Source organism: Photobacterium carnosum (assembly GCF_002849605.1).
In the GTDB taxonomy this organism is placed as follows: domain Bacteria; phylum Pseudomonadota; class Gammaproteobacteria; order Enterobacterales; family Vibrionaceae; genus Photobacterium; species Photobacterium carnosum.
Genome location: NZ_NPIB01000001.1, coordinates 247,238 through 266,475, shown reverse-complemented (window position 1 = coordinate 266,475; position 19,238 = coordinate 247,238). Strand labels below are relative to the sequence as shown.

The 19,238-nt window shown below is 40.4% G+C and carries 17 protein-coding genes; 6 read left to right on the top strand and 11 right to left on the bottom strand.

All coding sequences use genetic code 11. The features are described 5' to 3' along the window. The first annotated feature begins 198 nt into the window (after positions 1 to 198). Complete coding sequence (sbmA, locus tag CIK00_RS01160) at positions 199 to 1,200, top strand: peptide antibiotic transporter SbmA (protein ID WP_101767096.1); 1,002 nt, start codon at positions 199 to 201, stop codon at positions 1,198 to 1,200. 96 nt (positions 1,201 to 1,296) lie between these two features. On the opposite strand, the gene gspS2 is transcribed toward sbmA, so the two are convergent. From gspS2 to CIK00_RS01115, 9 genes are all read right to left on the bottom strand, one after another. Further along, a complete protein-coding gene (gene gspS2, locus CIK00_RS01155) occupies positions 1,297 to 1,698 on the bottom strand; it encodes a type II secretion system pilot lipoprotein GspS-beta (protein ID WP_101767095.1) in 402 nt (133 codons plus the stop codon). Positions 1,699 to 1,717: 19 nt separating this feature from the next. Beyond that, a complete protein-coding gene (locus CIK00_RS01150; RefSeq protein ID WP_101767094.1) occupies positions 1,718 to 2,017 on the bottom strand; it encodes a YciI family protein in 300 nt (99 codons plus the stop codon). Between the two features lie 174 nt (positions 2,018 to 2,191). Then, entirely contained in the window at positions 2,192 to 2,593 is a 402-nt protein-coding gene (yciA, locus tag CIK00_RS01145; protein ID WP_045035667.1) for an acyl-CoA thioester hydrolase YciA, read from the bottom strand. Positions 2,594 to 2,606: 13 nt separating this feature from the next. Further along, positions 2,607 to 3,146, bottom strand: coding sequence for a septation protein A (locus CIK00_RS01140; protein WP_101767093.1), 540 nt, complete (start codon positions 3,144 to 3,146; stop codon positions 2,607 to 2,609). A gap of 126 nt (positions 3,147 to 3,272) precedes the next feature. Then, complete coding sequence (gene trpA / locus CIK00_RS01135; protein WP_101767092.1) at positions 3,273 to 4,079, bottom strand: tryptophan synthase subunit alpha; 807 nt, start codon at positions 4,077 to 4,079, stop codon at positions 3,273 to 3,275. Beyond that, positions 4,079 to 5,269 (bottom strand): tryptophan synthase subunit beta, encoded by a 1,191-nt coding sequence (gene trpB / locus CIK00_RS01130; RefSeq protein WP_101767091.1) that lies wholly within the window; start codon positions 5,267 to 5,269, stop codon positions 4,079 to 4,081. The genes trpA and trpB overlap by 1 nt, the downstream gene beginning before the upstream one ends. A 2-nt stretch (positions 5,270 to 5,271) precedes the next feature. Next, positions 5,272 to 6,672 (bottom strand): bifunctional indole-3-glycerol-phosphate synthase TrpC/phosphoribosylanthranilate isomerase TrpF, encoded by a 1,401-nt coding sequence (gene trpCF, locus CIK00_RS01125; RefSeq protein WP_101767090.1) that lies wholly within the window; start codon positions 6,670 to 6,672, stop codon positions 5,272 to 5,274. Positions 6,673 to 6,674: 2 nt separating this feature from the next. Then, on the bottom strand, positions 6,675 to 8,324 hold the full coding sequence (trpD, locus tag CIK00_RS01120; protein ID WP_101767089.1) for a bifunctional anthranilate synthase glutamate amidotransferase component TrpG/anthranilate phosphoribosyltransferase TrpD: 1,650 nt from the start codon (positions 8,322 to 8,324) through the stop codon (positions 6,675 to 6,677). Between the two features lie 10 nt (positions 8,325 to 8,334). Further along, a complete protein-coding gene (locus CIK00_RS01115; protein WP_233426525.1) occupies positions 8,335 to 9,837 on the bottom strand; it encodes an anthranilate synthase component 1 in 1,503 nt (500 codons plus the stop codon). Between the two features lie 584 nt (positions 9,838 to 10,421). Here CIK00_RS01115 and rnm point away from each other — a divergent pair. The 3 genes from rnm to rluB all read left to right on the top strand — a co-directional run bounded on the left by rnm (position 10,422) and on the right by rluB (position 13,410). After that, the gene (rnm, locus tag CIK00_RS01110; RefSeq protein ID WP_101767087.1) at positions 10,422 to 11,315 is read left to right on the top strand and encodes an RNase RNM; all 894 of its coding nucleotides are present in this window, start codon (positions 10,422 to 10,424) and stop codon (positions 11,313 to 11,315) included. Next, positions 11,312 to 11,932: an L-threonylcarbamoyladenylate synthase gene (locus tag CIK00_RS01105; protein WP_101767086.1), complete on the top strand. Its 621-nt coding sequence runs from the start codon at positions 11,312 to 11,314 to the stop codon at positions 11,930 to 11,932. The genes rnm and CIK00_RS01105 overlap by 4 nt, the downstream gene beginning before the upstream one ends. Before the next feature lie 302 nt (positions 11,933 to 12,234). Beyond that, on the top strand, positions 12,235 to 13,410 hold the full coding sequence (gene rluB, locus CIK00_RS01100) for a 23S rRNA pseudouridine(2605) synthase RluB (RefSeq protein ID WP_101767085.1): 1,176 nt from the start codon (positions 12,235 to 12,237) through the stop codon (positions 13,408 to 13,410). A gap of 102 nt (positions 13,411 to 13,512) precedes the next feature. Here the strand turns inward: rluB and CIK00_RS01095 are convergent, their stop codons facing one another. Further along, positions 13,513 to 14,283, bottom strand: a complete 771-nt coding sequence (locus CIK00_RS01095) for a YciK family oxidoreductase (RefSeq protein WP_101767084.1) — start codon at positions 14,281 to 14,283, stop codon at positions 13,513 to 13,515. 265 nt (positions 14,284 to 14,548) lie between these two features. Here CIK00_RS01095 and sohB point away from each other — a divergent pair, with 265 nt between their 5' ends. Further along, positions 14,549 to 15,610: a protease SohB gene (sohB, locus tag CIK00_RS01090; protein WP_101767083.1), complete on the top strand. Its 1,062-nt coding sequence runs from the start codon at positions 14,549 to 14,551 to the stop codon at positions 15,608 to 15,610. Between the two features lie 56 nt (positions 15,611 to 15,666). On the opposite strand, the gene CIK00_RS01085 is transcribed toward sohB, so the two are convergent. Beyond that, positions 15,667 to 15,924, bottom strand: a complete 258-nt coding sequence (locus tag CIK00_RS01085) for a DUF2498 family protein (RefSeq protein WP_101767082.1) — start codon at positions 15,922 to 15,924, stop codon at positions 15,667 to 15,669. Positions 15,925 to 16,540: 616 nt separating this feature from the next. Here CIK00_RS01085 and topA point away from each other — a divergent pair. Then, positions 16,541 to 19,192: a type I DNA topoisomerase gene (gene topA, locus CIK00_RS01080; protein ID WP_101767081.1), complete on the top strand. Its 2,652-nt coding sequence runs from the start codon at positions 16,541 to 16,543 to the stop codon at positions 19,190 to 19,192. Positions 19,193 to 19,238: the final 46 nt, after the last annotated feature.

Here is a 19,238-nt window from a genome sequence, read left to right as displayed (position 1 = left end):
TTTATAAGGGATTTTTTTGTCTAAATTTAGTAGTCATCTTTTTATTATAATAAGCGATATGAACTTTATTGTAAGGATTTTGTTGCGCTTTCGTGTGTGGTGACAAATACTAAAATAAGTGATTAACAATTAAATGAATTGATTACGTTGTTAGTGCAAGGGGTGCACTCAATATAAATACATTAAGGATGTGTGACTATGTTTAAATCGTTCTTTCTTGATCGGCGTTGGTTTCTATGGTCGATTGTCGGTAGTATCGTTATTTTATATGTTACTTGGTATAAAGTTCAGATAGATGTAGAAGTGAATCAATGGTTTGGGAGTTTTTATGATCTTATTCAAAAGGCACTCGCTAAACCTAACGCTGTGACATTTGATGAATTTTTGGCGGGTTGTATTGAGTTCTTCAATATTGTCTCAATGTATATCATTATTGCGGTTATTCTCGATTTTTTTGTTCGTCATTATGTTTTTCGTTGGCGTACTGCGATGAATAATTATTACATGAAACATTGGGATAAAATTAGCCATATTGAAGGTGCATCACAGCGGGTTCAAGAAGATACAATGCGTTTTGCTCGTATAGTCGAAAGTCTTGGCGTGAGTTTTATGCGCTCCTTAATGACGTTGGTTGCGTTTTTACCTATTTTATGGACGTTAAGTGAAAATGTTACCGAGTTACCATGGATAGGCAGTGTCGATCGTTCGTTGGTGTATTTAGCCATTATTTCGGCATTATTTGGAACGGTATTATTGGCGATTGTTGGTATTCGTTTACCGGGCTTAGAATTTAAAAATCAAAAAGTAGAAGCCGCTTATCGTAAAGAGTTAGTGTTTGGGGAAGATAATCCACAGCGAGCAAAACCAGAAACAGTGAAAGACCTCTTTTTTAATGTTCGTAAAAATTACTTTAATCTTTATCGTCATTATTTATATTTTGATATCGCAAAATGGTCATATATTCAATATACCGTGATTGTGCCTTATATCGCACTGGGTCCTGCTATTATTTCTGGCGCATTAACGTTGGGGGTATTGCAGCAGATACTCAGAGCGTTTGGAAAAGTAGAAGAATCATTTCAATTTCTAGTGCATTCATGGAGCACGATTGTTGAATTAATGTCTATTTATAAAAGACTACGATCGTTTGAAGTGCAAATTAATGATGCAATTAATGTTGAAACTATTCCTGTTGAATAGTGGCTTATTATGAAGAAATAAAAAACCCTAACCAGCAATATTGACATTATAAAATGGTCGGTTGCAGTTAGGGATTTCTTGATTATTGCATACTGGTTATTTTAACGAGTCACAATATTCTTCTGAAATGGTTTGTGATACTAACTGTCGACCACTCACATCTCGAACGGTAATTAAATAATTAACCCCATGTTTAAACAAAGGTATTAATTCAGCGTTATTACAGTAATTGGTACTGGCTGTTTTTATCGCTGTTGTAGGTTTTATGCGCCCATTGCCACCATAAATAATATTGATTTTTACAACATTTTTACTCGCGTAGGCTTGAGTGATTTGGTAAGCATCAATTCTTGGGTAGGGTGCTTTACTATCAATCGCTGCTGCTCGTGATTGTGCTAGTGATTCAGCCACCATCTGTTGGTCGTGTGATGCACAGCCACCAAGGATAAACAGACCGACAGCGGCAACCAGTAATTTTTTTGTTTTAGTTAGGTTCACAAGTTGATCCTGAATATATTTAAGGTAAGACTTTTTTGAAGGGTTTAACGATCACATTCGCGTAAACACCTGCATCAATATACGGATCGGCATTGGCCCATTGTTGTGCTTGTTCTAATGAATTAAAATTAGCAATAACGGTGGAACCTGTAAATCCCGCGTCACCTGGATTTTCATTATCAATCGCAGGCATTGGCCCTGCAACCAATAAACGGTTTTGTTGTTGTAATTCTTTTAATCGAGCTAAGTGTTGTTCACGAACACTCATGCGGCGTTCTAGGCTATTTTCAACATCTTGAGAAAAAATCACATACCACATCGTGGGTATTCCTTATTCAGTTATGGTTTAAACCACGAATAACGCTTCGTGCTGTTTTAATATGCACCATACTAACTAAATATTGAGAGGGGACAAGTAGATTTAGGCAAATAATAAAAAGCACCAACGTTAGTTAGTGCTTATTGTTAATTAAGTGCTTTTTTATTTATGGGATTATTGTGTGACTTCAATCTTACGTGGACGACCTTCGCTGTTAATTGCGACATAATTAAATGTCGCTTCACAGACGCGGTAACGTTCACCGATGCCATCAACAGCAACAGGTTTTACCCACACCTCTAAACCCACACTCATCGATGTATTACCGATACGTTTACATTCACCGTAGCAGCAAACGACATCACCAACGCCAACAGGGGCTTTAAATTCTATTTTATCAACAGAAACGGTAACGACTCGGCCGCGAGAGATCTCTTTGGCTAAAATAGCACCCGCTAAATCTAGTTGCGACATGATCCAACCACCAAAAATATCACCATTTGCATTGGTGTCGGCAGGCATCGCTAATGTGCGTAGTAGAAGCTGTCCACGAGGGATATTGTTTTCAGTAGTCATCAGTTATACAACTTTATTGATCATCAGGGCTTTTCGGTAAGTGGCGATAAATATAGCCACCCGTAGCGAAGGTAAAGAGTAATGTTAGTCCTAACAAACCAAATACCTTGAAATCCACCCAGACATCAAGCGGAAAATTGAATGCAATATAAATGTTTACAATAGCACAAACAACAAAAAATATTGTCCATGCTAGATTGATACGTAACCAAACGTTCTCTGGCAGCGTCATCTCTTTGCCTAGCATCGATTTAATTAATGGCTTATGCATCAATTGACTTATAAGTAATGCGAGAGCAAATAGACCATAAATGATGGTCACTTTCCATTTAATGAAGTTTTCATCATGTAAAAACAGTGTTAAACCACCAAAGATAGCCACCATAGCAAAGGTGATTAGCTGCATTTTTTCTATTTTTTTATAGATAACCCATGTCACGATTAATTGAATTGCTGTTGTGACAATTAACGCACCTGTCGCGACAAAAATACCATTGGTTTTAAATAATACAAAAAAGATCAGTAACGGAATAAATTCTATCAGTTGCTTCATGGATGCAAGCTCATTAAAAATAATTAATCAGAGTATACCTGTTCCAAGCTCTGAATGAAAAAAAGTCACTTAGTTGTCTAAGTAGCTAGTTATTAGTTGCTGTTTTATTAACGCTATATTGTTTAATCAGCGAAGTGTAGCTGACTTCATCGTACAGATAAAATCGCTTAATTTCTGCAGCATAACGGGATGATCATTGAGGTTGTGTTCGATAATATTAACGACGGCTGAACCTGAAATCACGCCTGCAGCACCAGCACTTACGGCGGCTTTAACTTGTTCTGGGGTTGAAATACCAAAACCGAGTAACGCAGGTGGCGCATTATGAGCTTTTAATGCGGCTAATAATGGTTCAATCGGCATTTCTGCTTTCATTTCTGCACCTGTGACGCCAGCGCGTGAAAGTAGGTAAGTATAACCACCGCTAAGCTCTGAGACTGTTTTTAAGGTTGCAGCATCAGCATTAGGTGGCGCGATAAAGATAGGGTGAATCCCCTGAGCTTCTGCTGCAACTCTAAATTCAAGTGACACATTAACAGGTACATCAGCAATTAATACTGAGTCAACCCCAGCATCAGCACAACGACGATAAAAATTATCAATACCTGTAGCGAATACTAGATTGGCATACATCAGTAATCCAATCGGTAATTGAGGATATTTAGCGCGAATCTGAGTGAGCATTTCAAAACAAACAATGGGGGTGGTTTGGGCTGCAAGAGCTCGAATATTGGCCCCTTGAATCGTTGGGCCATCAGCTAAAGGATCTGAAAAAGGGATCCCCAACTCTAAGGCATCAGCCCCTGCGGCAACTAAAGTATCAATAATATCCATTGAGCGTTGTGGCGTTGGATCACCAAGGGTAACAAAAGGGACAAATGCACCTTCATTACGGGCACTAAGTTGAGTAAATAAATTGTGGTAGCGATCCATTATAAAACTCCTTTTGCCGTTAAAATATCGTGCACAGTGAAAATGTCTTTATCGCCTCGGCCTGAAAGGTTAACCACCAGTAATTGTTCTTTTTCAGGTTCATCTGCAATTATTTTTAGTGCATAAGCCAATGCATGTGCAGATTCAAGTGCTGGAATAATGCCTTCTTTACGGGCTAATAGTTGAAATGCATCTAATGCTTCATCGTCGGTAACCGCACCGTATTCTGCACGACCAATCGCATTAAGATGCGCGTGTTGTGGGCCAACAGAAGGAAAATCTAACCCTGCTGAAATTGAATATGATTCTTCAACTTGACCATGTTCATCTTGCATTAGCGGTGCTTTCATACCAAAGAAAATACCGATTTTTCCGTGTTTCAATGGCGCGCCATGCATGTTGGTATCTAACCCTTTTCCAGCAGGCTCAACGCCAATTAAACGGACACTACTTTCTTCGATAAAATCAGCGAACATACCAATTGCATTTGATCCGCCACCGACACAAGCAATAACCGCATCGGGCAAACGGCCTTCTTTTGCAATAATTTGGGTTTTTGTTTCTTCACCAATGATTTTTTGAAATTCACGCACGATGGTTGGGAATGGGTGAGGACCGGCGGCGGTTCCTAATAGATAATGGGCTTTGTCATAGCTAGCAGACCAATCGCGCATCGCTTCATTACATGCATCTTTTAAGGTTGCTGAACCTGACGTTACAGGAATAACCGTCGCGCCCATTAATTTCATTCTAAATACATTGGGACTTTGACGTTCAATATCTTTCGCCCCCATATAAATGCGACACTTTAACCCGAGTAAAGCACACGCTAATGCTGTTGCAACCCCGTGTTGACCCGCTCCTGTTTCTGCGATGATTTCAGTTTTACCCATACGCAGTGCCAGTAATGCTTGGCCCAATACTTGATTAGTTTTATGCGCGCCACCATGAAGAAGATCTTCACGCTTTAAATAAAGCTTGGTCTTTGTGCCTTGAGTTAAATTTTGGCACAAGGTTAACGCTGTTGGTCGTCCTGCATAGTCTTTTAATAACGTTATAAATTGCAGCTGAAAGTCGGGATCTTGTTGAGCTTCAATAAAAGCATCTTCAAGTTGGTCTAAGGCTGGTACTAGAATTTGAGGGACATATTGACCACCAAATTCACCAAAGTAGGCATTCAATTTACTCATGATTATTTATTGTCCTTAATATGTTTGATTGCCGTAAAGGCTACCGCTAATTTATGGGGATCTTTTTTACCTGGAGCACTCTCTACACCGGAATTTAAATCTAAGCCGCTAAAACCAAGCGAGGCTGCATGGTGTACATTATCTGGGTTGAGCCCACCAGCAAGTAAGCTGTTTGATCTGTTTTCTGGTGTAATTAAAGACCAATCAAAGGTGATACCTGTGCCTCCACTTTTGCCTTCAGCTTTACTGTCAAACAGGTGCTTGTCGACTGACCATTGAGTAAGATCAGGTACGCTGTCAGTGATGGCGTGGGCTTTCCATATTTGGCAGTTAACCGGTAATTGTTCACGTAATTGCGCAATATATTGTGGTGATTCATTACCGTGTAATTGCACTGCCGCTAAGGCTAAAGTTGTTGCGGTAGTCACAATGTCTGTCAATGGGCTGTTTTGAAATACACCGACAAAATTAAGTGGAACGGAGGCGGTAACCGCTAAAGCGTGGTCGAGATCAATAGCTCGTGGTGATGATGGTACGAAAATCAAACCCCCATAGGTTGCCCCTTGTTGATAAGCCTGATGAGCATCTTCATTTGAGGTTAACCCACAAACTTTATGTTCACCAAATAAGACTTTTCGAACCGCTAAATCAAGGTTATCAGCTGCCATTAATGAACTACCAATTAAAAAACCATTGGCATAAGGCGAGAGTTCACGTACTTGCTGGTGGGTATAAATCCCTGACTCAGAAATAACAATTGTGCCTTTAGGTAAATCGGGTGCGAGCTGTTTAGTTCGATTTAGATCAATACTTAAATCGCGTAAATTACGGTTGTTAATACCGACGACTTTTGCCTTGAGTGTGATGGCGCGCGTGAGTTCAGCTTCATTACTTACTTCGGTTAAAATACCGAGTTGGAGTGATTCAGCCACAGCGGCAAGCGTTTGGTATTGTTCATTATCCAGTACAGATAACATCAATAAAATCGCATCTGCTTGATAATGACGCGCCAAATAAACTTGGTAACTATCAATCATAAAGTCTTTACATAATACTGGTTGGGTAACTTGGCTGCGTACCTTCGGTAAAAACTCAACATTGCCTTGAAAATATTTCTCGTCAGTTAATACTGAAATGGCACTGGCGTATTGGTTGTAAACCGTCGCGATATAATCTAAGTCGAAATTTTCTCTGATTAAGCCTTTTGATGGTGATGCCTTTTTACATTCAAGAATAAAAGCAGGGCGATGGCACCCATGTTGATCTGTATTGGCAAGTGCGTGGTAGAAATCACGATCGCTAGGCGTAAGCTGGTGGCGAAAACTGGCGAGTGGTTGCGCTTCTTTGCGGGCGTCGACCCAGATTTTTTTATCCGCGATAATTTTAGCAAGGACTGTTTCCATGATTAACCTCGTGCTGCCAGTTGTTCTACAAGTTGATACGCGTTACCTGAACGCATGATGGTGATTGCGCGTTGAGTATTTGCTTTAAGATCCTGATGGCCAAAAAGGCGCAATAAGAGTGCAACATTAACAGCGATGGCACCTTCTTGAGCGGGTGTTCCTTTACCCGTTAGAATATGTTTAATGAGGGTACAGTTCTCATCAGGCTCACCGCCACGAATAGCTTCTAAAGGATAGCTTTTGAGCCCAAAGTCAGCCGGAGTAAGAGTATATTCGGTGATCACCCCATCAATAATTTCAGCTACATGGGTTTCACCATGAATGGCAACTTCATCAAGTCCGCTACCATGTACCACCGCAGCACGTTTTAATCCCATTGTTGCTAAGGTTTCAGCAATAGGGCGAACCAAAGCGATATCATAAACCCCCATTAATTGAATATTAGGTTTGGCAGGGTTAATTAATGGGCCTAAGACATTAAAAATAGTGCGCGTTTGTAATGTTTGTCGTACCGGCATCGCATGACGTACGCCACCGTGATATTCAGGCGCAAATAGAAAACAGATCCCAAGCTCATCTAATGCTTGGCGTGCTGTTTGGGCTGGCATGGTTAAATTAATCCCAAATTTATCTAATAAATCGGATGATCCTGATTTGCTTGATACGCCACGGTTGCCATGTTTAGCCACTTTTACACCACAGGCAGCAGCGACAAAGGCGGCGGTAGTAGAAATGTTGATGGTATTAGCGCCATCGCCACCCGTGCCAACAATATCTGCGAAATCATAATCTGGTCGGGGAAAAGGGCTGGCATTTTTAACCAGTGCTTTAGCTGCGCCTGCAATCTCTGCGGGGGTTTCACCTTTAATTTTTAAGGCTGTTAATACGGCTGATAATACAATCGGCTCAACATCACCGTTGATGATCGCATCAAAGAGAACATGGCTTTCTTCTTCGCTCAAGGGGTGCTGGGCGTAGAGTTTATCGGCGAGTTTAGCAATAGTAGCGTTCATCATCTTCCTTAATGGGTATTTTAGGCATGTGGTGGGTGCTTTGATAACCCAAGCCAGTGTATGAGTAAGTAGTTCCGCGCCTTGAGTGGTGAGGATAGATTCAGGATGAAATTGAAAGCCGCAGACTTTATCGTGTTCATTAACAACCGCCATCACTAATCCATTTACCTCAGCAATCGTTTCAAGGCTCGCAGGAACATGGGTTGCGACCAAAGAATGATAACGGGCGACAGTAAGTGGGCTGGCAAGTTGACCAAAAACAGGGTGCTGGTTATGGGTCATCATTGCCGCTTTACCATGTACGATATCGCCAGCGCTGGCGACGGTACCACCATAAGCTTCAACAATCGCTTGATGACCGAGGCAAATACCTAACATTGGGATTTTGCCTTTGACGCGTTGAATAAGTTCAGGCATACACCCGGCATCAGCTGGTGCGCCAGGGCCTGGTGATAACACTAATACCGGATTTTCATGTTCAAGTAATGCGTGTTCGATTTGTTGCGCTGATAAATTATTACGATAAATCGTGACGGGAAAACCCAGACTTCGAAATTGATCAACAAGGTTGTAAGTAAAGGAATCAAAGTTATCTAACAGCACAATATGGGCATTATGGTGATTTTTCGTGATGGTCATCTTGTGCTCCTTAACCTTGATGGGCGTGACGAATGGCATTGATTACCGCTTGTGCTTTCGATTTGGTTTCATCTGTTTCGGCTTGTGGTATGGAGTCATAAACCACCCCCGCACCTGCTTGAACACTGGCGATACCGTTTTCGACATAAGCAGAACGGATCACAATGCAGGTATCCATATCCCCATGTCCTGTAATATAACCAACCGCACCGCCATAGCTTCCACGGCGACGTTGTTCAACTTCACGGATAAGTTGCATGGCTCTAATTTTAGGTGCGCCCGTTAAGGTACCCATGTTCATACAAGCTTGATAAGCGTGCAGGGCATCAAGATCATGGCGCAATTGGCCCACGACACGCGACACTAAATGCATCACATGGCTATAACGATCAACATGTAATAAATCAGCTACGTGGCGGCTTCCTGCTTGGCTAATACGGGCAATATCATTACGGGCTAAATCAACCAGCATCATGTGTTCAGCATTTTCTTTGGTGTCACAGCGAAGTTCTAGTTCGATACGCGTATCGAGATCGAGATTAATTGAGCCATCCTTGTTTTTACCGCGCTGACGTGTACCTGCAATTGGATAAATTTCAACTTGGTTAGATTGGGTACAATATTTCAATGCACTCTCTGGCGAGGCACCAAATAAGGTAAAGTCAGTATCATGCAGATAAAACATATATGGACTTGGGTTACCAATCTTCAATGCTTTATACGCGTTAAGCGGCGAGGGACACGGCAGCTTAAATTGTCGAGATGGCACAACTTGAAACACATCACCTCGAATAACAAATTGTTTTAGGGCGGCAACGGTTTGGTTGAAGTCGTGATCCGTTATTGTTGGAACGGGTACACAAGCGGTGATCGTAGGTGCAACTGGCAATGACTGAGGATTAAGACAACGGGTTTTAAGTGTGTCTAAACGGTGTTGAAGATCATCCGCAATTGACGGGGTATTATGCTCAAACAAGGTTGCTTGTAAGTGTGCTTGTTGGTGTTGATGATCGATAATCAACAATGTTTCAGCGATATAGAAAATATAATCAGGACAGCTATTATCCGCATCAACGGCGATAAGTGGTTCAAAGTCAGCCACTAAATCATAAGCAAATAAGCCACCAATGAATAATGCATCGCGAGGATGGTTTTCGGTATCAAAGGCATGTTGAATTAGCCGTAACGCATCAAAAGATGAGGTTTGGCGTAGGCGAGAGTCTTCATCTAACGTCTGCCCATGGGTTGGAAAATGTAAGCGCAGCGTATCAGCATTATAGATCGCTTTAATATCAGACTTGAGATGGCTGTTGAGAACATGCAGGATGCGTTGACCATTGTCAGACAGAGCTTCTAATATAACCTCTTTGCCACGACAAACTATCCGCACGGCGGCATCAATCAATAATAAGCTTTTAAGATCTTGTTTCGAATCGACTTCGGCTGATTCTAATAATAGATGGCAAGGGCTATCACCACACAGTGTAAAATAAGCATCAGTAGGGTCAGCCATATAAGGTACATCGAGGTTAAGTACCTTAATTTGATGTTGATTTTCTGGTGTTGTGTTATCGATATGCGATCCAATAGAGTGAGTTGTCACAGCGTTCTCCCTGCCGTTTGTACTAATGCGATCCTGCTTTTATTATTCGATAGTGGCGTAAACTGATCATTTGAGCAAGATTAGTTTTTTACTTTTACCGATAATTTTTAACAAAATGCCTTGTGATGTTTTATTTTAGTCAAGTTGATAATAATCAATGTATTGGGTGATTATCATTCATGTTGTTATGACTAAAAAAAATCATTATATAATGATGGGCTTGAGTAAAAGTACCAAATGTTACTGTCTTTTACTGTTTCTGTAACATTGCTTGCCATTCGTAAATAATCAAGAAAGGCGGTCGTTGGATACTAATTTGCTGTAACATGACGTTATCTTATTTTGCCTGTTTCTATATCCTAGGTTCATTGAGGTATATAAGAGTGAATAGGTTTAAACTAGCTTAAAGTAGCAGTTAGAAAAATAATAATAACTGCCTTAGTAATCGCGTACTAGTAAACTAGTTCATTAAAACAAAGTCAAGAAGTAAAGTTATGTTGTTTGATCTACATTGTCATACTACAGCGTCAGACGGCCGCTTATCGCCGCAAGATCTTGTTCGCCGTGCTGTTGAAAAGCGGGTTGATGTGTTGGCAATTACTGACCACGATACGATTAATGGGCTTGCACAAGCTCATGCGGTTATCGAACAAGAGCAATTACCAATTACATTAATTAATGGTATTGAGATATCAACGGTGTGGCAAAATTTTGATATTCATATCGTTGGGCTTAATATAGACCCCAATCATCCTGAGTTAATTTCATTTATTAGCGCTCAAGCTGCGCATCGGCTTGAACGAGCAAAAGAGATTGGCGCACGGTTAGAAAAAAACAAAATGCCAGGTGCTTTTGAAGGTGCGATGGCATTAGCGGGCGACGCGTCGATTACGCGTGCGCATTTTGCTCGTTGGTTAGTTGAACAAGGTTATGCCAAAACCATGCAAGCGGTGTTTAAGAAATTCTTAACCCGAGGTAATCCCGGTTATGTACCACCAAGTTGGTGCTCAATTGCTGATGCAGTGACCGTGATCCATGCTGCTGGTGGTCAAGCTGTTATTGCTCATCCCGGTCGTTATCAAATGACGGCAAAATGGATAAAGCGCTTAATTCAGCACTTTATTGAAGCAGAAGGCGATGGCATTGAAGTTGCTCAGCCTCAACAAGCACCGCAAGAACGACGTACCTTTGGGGATTACGCCATCGAATATAATTTACTCGCTTCGCAAGGGTCTGATTTTCATTATCCATCACCATGGACCGAATTAGGCCGTAATTTGTGGTTACCTAAAGATGTAGTGCCGCTATGGCAAGATTGGATGGTAGAGAAAAAGCGAGTAGAGGTAGAAATAACTGCAGAGTTATCTGCCTCGAAGGAGGATAAATGAGTCAATTTTTTTATGTGCATCCAGAAACACCTCAAGCAAGGCTGATAACTCAAGCTGTTGATATTATTAAAAATGGTGGTGTTGTTGTTTATCCTACCGACTCAGGTTATGCCTTGGGTTGTCAAATGGAAAACAAACAAGCGCTTGAGCGTATTTGTCAAATACGACGTTTAAACGATAAGCATAACTTTACCTTATTATGCCGTGATTTATCTGAGTTATCGCTTTATACCCGAGTTGATAATATCGCGTTTCGTTTATTACGAAATAATACCCCTGGTGCTTATACTTTTATTTTTAAAGGTACCAAAGAAGTACCACGTCGATTAATGAACGCTAAGCGTAAAACGATTGGTATTCGTGTTCCCGATAATAATATTGCTTTAGCGTTGCTTGAAGCATTGGGTGAACCGATGATGTCGACCAGTTTGATTTTACCGGGTAAAGAGACCACAGAAGCGGATCCCGATGAAATCCGTGATCAATTAGAACATGCTGTCGATTTGATTATGCACGGAGGTTATCTTAGCGAACAACCAACGACGGTTATTGATTTTAGTGACGGCAATATTGATATTGTACGTATTGGCGCTGGTGATATTACGCCGTTTGAATAAAACCGTTTAATTTGTGTAGTAATTATATTGTTGTTATATGTGTTTTTATAAACGTATCATGTTGTTTATGATACGTTTTTTTTATCGCTATTTTTATGGTAAATAATCGTTATATTTGCGATAATAATCGGCTACATATCTAGCATGATAGATTATCGCGTTAGAATCCAAATTATTGCTATTCGCATCAATCACCCCATGTCACTTTCTTTTTAAAGCAATTCTTGCTACTAGAACGTATCAATTGGTGGTTTTTTGATGAGAATTTCGACGCCTGTGAAGGCGACAAAGGTTTATTTACAATGAGCGAAAAATTACAAAAAGTACTAGCGCGTGCTGGTCAAGGTTCTCGTCGTGAAATTGAATTAATGATTCAAAACGGCCGTGTTAGTGTTGATGGTGTTGTTGCTACACTGGGTGATCGTCTTGAAGATCTTAGTGTTAATGTTCGTATTGATGGTAATAACATTACATTAATTTCATCAGATGAAGAAATTTGTCGCATTTTGGCTTATAACAAGCCAGAAGGTGAGCTATGTACTCGTCATGATCCTGAAGGTCGTCGTACTGTTTTCGATCGTCTACCACGTCTAACAACAGGCCGTTGGGTTTCTGTTGGTCGTTTAGATGCGAACACATCAGGTCTGTTACTTTTCACCACCGATGGTGAATTGGCTAACCGTTTAATGCACCCAAGCCGTACTGTTGAACGTGAATACATGGTACGTGTATTTGGTGAAGTAAACGAACAGATGATAAAAAATGTCGTTAAAGGTGTTGAGCTAGAAGATGGCGTGGCACGTTTTGAAGATGTTGTTTATTCTGGCGGTGAAGGTATGAATCATACTTTCTACGTTATGATCACTGAAGGCCGTAACCGAGAAGTACGTCGTTTATGGGATTCACAAGGTGTAACCGTTAGCCGTTTGAAACGTGTTCGTTATGGTGATGTTTACTTAACTAAAGATATGCCTCGTGGTGGTTGGAGCGAGCTTGAATTAAAAGAAGTAAATGAACTGCGTACAGCAGTAGAATTGCCACCTGAAACTGAAACGTTATTAACCGTTGAAGGTCAGAAGCGTAAGAAAGGTATTCGTCAGATTCGTCGTGCTGTTCGTCGTCATGAAGAGCGTGTTGATACAACGGGTCCTAGCGGTCGTCGCGGTCGTAATAATGACCGTCGTGCACCATCAAGTGCAAGCCGTAATACTGAGGTTGATTCACAACAACAAGAGCAACGTGGTGGCCGTGGTCGTATTAAACCAGCACCTACTCGTGATAATACTAAACCACGTTCAGATCGTGCTCAAAGCAAACCTGTGCATATTGCGGGTAAGCCACGAGATGATGAGAAGAAGCCTTATAATGCATCAGATAAACCACAAGGTGGATCTGGCAAGCGTAAGCCTTCAGGTAATGCGGCAAATCGTCGTAACCCGTTAGCGAATAAGCCCGTTAAGCCTCGTACACGTCAGTAATACTTAGACAGTATTAGTAAACGCATACAATGAATAGTAAAAAGCCGACAGTGATGTCGGCTTTTTTTATGGCTATTATTTACTGATTACAGCACAGAGTCATTATTCTTCTTCGCCATTGATACCTGGTTTACGTTGTGGCTGAGCATCAATACATTGCCCTGAAATATGACGGCTTTCAGGTCCCATTAAATATAAATAAAGTGGCATAATATCTTGCGGTGTTTTCAATAAACGTGGATCTTCAGCGGGAAAGGCTTGCGCTCGCATACTGGTGCGAGTGCCACCAGGATTAATGGCATTAACATTTACCGTTGTATCATTAAGCTCATCCGCTAGTACTTGCATCATACCTTCTGTAGCAAATTTAGAAATAGCATACGTACCCCAAAATGCACGTCCGCTGTGACCAACGGTTGATGAGGTAAAGATAATGCGCCCATCCGGTGACTGTTTGATTAATGGCAAAATTGCTTGGGTAAGTAACAATTGTGCTTTAACGTTAACTTGCATAACATCATCAAAAATTGCTTCTTCAATGTGCTCAAGTGGACTTAATGCGCCTAATAATCCCGCATTGTGTAGTACACCGTCTAAACGCCCAAATTGTTGCTGGATGGTGTTTGCCATATCAAGGTAGTGTTGTTTGGTAGCACCCATTAAATCTAAAGGAATAATCGCAGCTTGCTTATTGCCATTTTTTTCTATTTGATCGTAAACCGCTTCAAGTTTGGCAACGGTTCTTCCTAGTAGAAGCACAGTTGCACCATGAGCGGCATATTGGATTGCCGCTTCACGGCCGATACCATCACCAGCGCCTGTTACTAATATCACGCGATCTTTTAAATTGTTTGCAGCAATTTGATAATCCACAGTCGCTTCCTTTTGAAAAATGTCTTTTTGTCGTTATTTGACTGTTTTTTCGTCGAAGAACGTATCAAGTCTTGAGCTTGGCTGTAATATCGATTACTACTAAAACATATCAGAATTTACATTTTGAGAGAATGTACTTTTATTTGAATATCGTAACGGTGAATTTGATTTATTATAGCGATAAGTTGAGTTAATAACGGCGATAGTGATTACACATTTATAATAATTTATGGCATTTTTTCTTGCCAAAATAGAGGGTTGAATCTTGGAATTTTTGTTTGAATATGGTTTGTTTTTTGCCAAAATAGCGACAGTTGTGATTGCGATTGTTGGCGTATTGGTGTTAGCAAAAGCGTTAAATGGTCGCCATGGTTCACAAAAAGGTGAACTAGAAGTTATCGATTTAACTGAACAATATAAAGACACTATTGATCAGTTAGAATTACATTTATTTGATAAAGCACTGTTAAAAGCGCGTGATAAAGCGGATAAAAAAACAGAGAAAGAGCAAGATAAAGCACGCCAAAATGAAATTAAACAAGCAGTAAAAAATGGCGATTTAACGACAACGCGTGATCCACGTTTATTCGTGATTGATTTTCATGGCAGTATTGATGCGCGTGAAGTGTCGTCATTGCGTCAAGAAATCAGTGCTATTTTAGCGATTGCAATTGAAGGCGATGAAGTATTGCTACGTTTAGAAACGGGTGGCGGTATGGTGCATGCTTATGGCTTGGCATCATCACAACTTGACCGTTTAAAAGCAGCAGGCATTACACTAACGATTGCTGTTGATAAAGTGGCTGCAAGTGGTGGTTATATGATGGCATGTGTTGCGGATAAAATTGTATCAGCACCGTTTGCTATCGTAGGTTCAATTGGTGTTATTGCACAGTTGCCTAATTTTAGTAAGGTATTGAAGAAAAACGATATTGAGTTTGAACAAATCACAGCGGGTGAGTTCAAACGTACGTTAACTATGTTTGGTGAAAACTCAGATAAAGCACGTGAAAAATTCAAAGAAGAGATTGAAGAAACACACGGTTTATTTAAGCAATTTATTGCTGTTCACCGTCCTGAGCTTGATCTTAATAAAGTCGCAACAGGTGAGCATTGGTTTGGTCAACAAGCACTTGAATTAGGCTTAGTTGATCAAATTAGCACCAGTGATGATTTGATCACTGAAGCATGTAAAGTGCGTGAAGTGTTACAAGTTAAATATGTGCGTCGTAAGAAGTTAATCGAAAAACTATCAGGTGCTTCAAGTGAAGCTGCTGATACATTATTAATGAAGTGGGTTGCACGCGGTCAGCGTCCATTTATGTAATATGGTTCGTTTTGCTTAAATAAAAAAAACCCGCATTTTATTGCGGGTTTTTTTACTTAAACAAGCAGTGTATTGAGTGTAAATTCAGGTGATAATTTATGCGCAAGAAATTTAAACATATTAAATACGGCGGTAGTTTTAGCTGTTGGTAAACCGTCATCATCGAGGAAATATTCACCTTTGAATATCAATACGCCATCTTTTTCTATGACAGATGTTGCGCGCATGCCGTCAACGTAATCTTGGTGATCTTGAATGACTTGGTTAGCGATCATTAATAGTTCATTGATTGAAATTTCAGCTTTATTAGCCATGATTAATACTCATCGATAGTAGAATGGATACAGTTTAAGTAAGTTGCTGCTAGAAAACAAATAACGGGATTGTTAATTGGTTAATATCTATTCAAATATGAGTAAGGATTTTACTAAAAAGAATCAATATTGTGATTAAATGCAAAAAAATTTAGTAAAACTGATCAAATAATTCTATATAGATGATAATGATGGTGTAGCGTTATATTCTTACTACAGTTATAAAGCATCAAAGTGGTTGTCCTGTAAGGTAAATTAGGATTTTATCACCTTGATAATCAGTACGTTGTAAGGGGCTAAAACGTAACGTGAAAAATATTTACAAATTAATAACAAGTGCGGAAGGTACAACCAAATAGACGAAATTAATTAAAAAGCAGTTGACCTTCTTGTTTTCTAGCCCAATATGTAAAGAGTATTTTACAAAAATGAAGTGCAATAATTAATTGTAAATATGTATCATTCTCAAATTGTAACTCATCATATTAATTCACTGCTCTTAGATATTTCGATCAGTGACTTAATGAGATTGGTCGAATGTTGTGGCGCTAATGATTAGCTAAGCAGTTATTTATATTTTTAGAATTAGCGAGCACGAGGACGTAATAGGGTCATTATGGGTAAATCTCTCGTTATCGTGGAGTCCCCTGCCAAGGCGAAAACAATCAATAAGTACTTGGGCAAGGATTTCATTGTAAAATCAAGCGTTGGTCACGTACGTGATTTACCAACGGGCGCCCGAAGTGGCGGTAAAAAAGCTGTGGCAACATCGACTAAAGGGTTGAGTGTTGAAGAAAAAGCGGCGATAAAAAACAAGAAAGATCGTAAAGCGTTAATCAGCAAGATGGGTGTTGATCCCTATGATGATTGGAATGCGCATTACGAAATACTTCCTGGTAAAGAAAAAGTCGTTAGTGAACTTCAAAAATTAGCAGAAGATGCTGATTGTATTTATCTCGCAACGGATTTAGACCGCGAAGGAGAAGCCATTGCGTGGCACCTTCGTGAGATCATCGGCGGCGATGAATCACGCTACAAACGCGTTGTATTTAATGAAATTACTAAAAATGCGATTCAACAAGCGTTTGAACAACCTGGTGAGCTAAATATTGATGGTGTGAATGCACAACAAACACGTCGATTCCTCGACCGTGTTGTTGGTTTCATGGTATCACCACTATTGTGGAAAAAAGTTGCCCGTGGGCTATCTGCTGGTCGTGTACAATCAGTTGCGGTAAAACTGATTGTTGAGCGTGAGCATGAAATTAACGCGTTTGATCCTGAAGAGTTTTGGGATATTCATGCTGATACACTAACTGTAGGCAAAGATGCATTACGGTTAATGGTTGCGCAACAGGCGGGTAAAGCTTTCCGTCCTGAGAATAAAGTCGATACGATGGCAGCGCATGCGCTACTTGAAAAAGAAGCTTATAAAGTGATTGAGCGTGAAGATCGCCCAACCAGCAGTAAGCCATCAGCGCCTTATATCACCTCGACACTTCAACAGGCGGCAAGTACACGTTTAGGTTATGGTGTTAAGCGCACTATGGGCCTTGCACAGCGTCTGTATGAAGCGGGTTACATTACTTACATGCGTACTGACTCAACCAATCTTTCAAAAGAGGCCGTTGACGCTGCTCGTGAGTTTATTGGTAATGAGTATGGTAATGAATATTTACCTGAAAATATCAATGTTTATGGCAATAAGAAAAATGCTCAAGAAGCGCACGAAGCCATTCGTCCTTCAAGTGTTGATGTGAAAGCTGAAAATTTAGAAGGCATGGATCAAGATGCAGTTAAGTTATATGACTTAATTTGGCGTCAATTTGTGTCTTGTCAGATGATGCCAGCAAAATACGATTCAAGTACGATCAACGTTAAAGCAGGTAATTTCTTGCTAAAAGCGAAAGGCCGTACATTACGTTTTGCAGGTTGGACATTAGTACAGCGCCCATCTGGTAAAAATGAAGATACAACATTGCCAGAAGTAAACGTTGGCGATGTCTTGAAGTTAGAACACGTTGAGTCTAAACAACATTTTACTAAGCCACCAGCTCGCTTTACAGAAGCAGCATTGGTTAAAGAACTTGAAAAGCGTGGTATTGGTCGACCATCAACATATGCATCGATTATTTCAACCATTCAAGATCGTGGTTATGTACGTGTTGATCAACGTCGATTCTATGCAGAAAAGATGGGTGAGATTGTTTCTGACCGCCTTGATAACAGTTTTCCTGATTTGATGGATTTTGATTTTACTGCCCGCATGGAAGGTAATCTTGATAAAATCGCTGAAGGTGAGAAAAACTGGAAGAAAGTACTCGATGAGTTCTTCTCTGATTTTACGACTGAGCTTCAAAAAGCGGAGTTAGATGAATCAGAAGGCGGTATGCAGCCTAACAATATCGTGCTAACTGATATTCAATGTCCAACATGTTCGCGTCCAATGGGTATTCGTACCGCATCAACTGGGGTATTCCTTGGTTGTTCTGGCTACGCATTGCCACCTAAAGAGCGTTGTAAAACAACGATCAATTTAGGCAGTGAAGAAGGCATTGTTAATGTTCTAGAGGAAGACGTTGAAACGGCAGCATTACGTGCCAAGAAACGTTGTCCTATTTGTAGCACGGCAATGGATGCTTACCTGATCGATCAAGATCGTAAACTGCACGTTTGTGGTAATAACCCAAGCTGCGATGGTTACATTGTTGAAAAAGGTGAGTTCAAGCTTAAAGGCTATGAAGGCCCGCTGATTGAATGCGACAAGTGTGGTTCTGATATGGAACTGAAGAACGGTCGTTTTGGTAAGTACATGGGGTGTACTAACGAAGAGTGTAAGAACACCCGTAAGATTCTAAAGAATGGCGAAGTTGCGCCACCAAAAGAAGATCCTGTACATTTACCTGAAATTCCATGTACACAAGACACCAATGCGTACTTTGTTTTACGTGATGGTGCGTCTGGTTTGTTCATGGCAGCGAGTACCTTCCCTAAATCACGTGAAACCCGTGCACCGTTAGTGGAAGAGTTAGTACGCTTTAAAGAACGTTTATCACCTAAGTTTTTATACTTAACTGACGCGCCAGTGGCTGATCCTGATGGTTTACCAACAGTGATTCGTTTCTCTCGTAAAACGAAAGAAAACTATGTGCGCTCAGAAATAGACGGTAAGCCAAGTGGCTGGACAGGTCTATTTGTGGACGGTAAGTGGGAAATTACCGATAAGCGTAAAAAGCCTAAAAAAGAAAAATTAGCAGAAGAAGAGTAATTCATTATTCTGTGATTAAAAAAACCGCCAAATTTGGCGGTTTTTT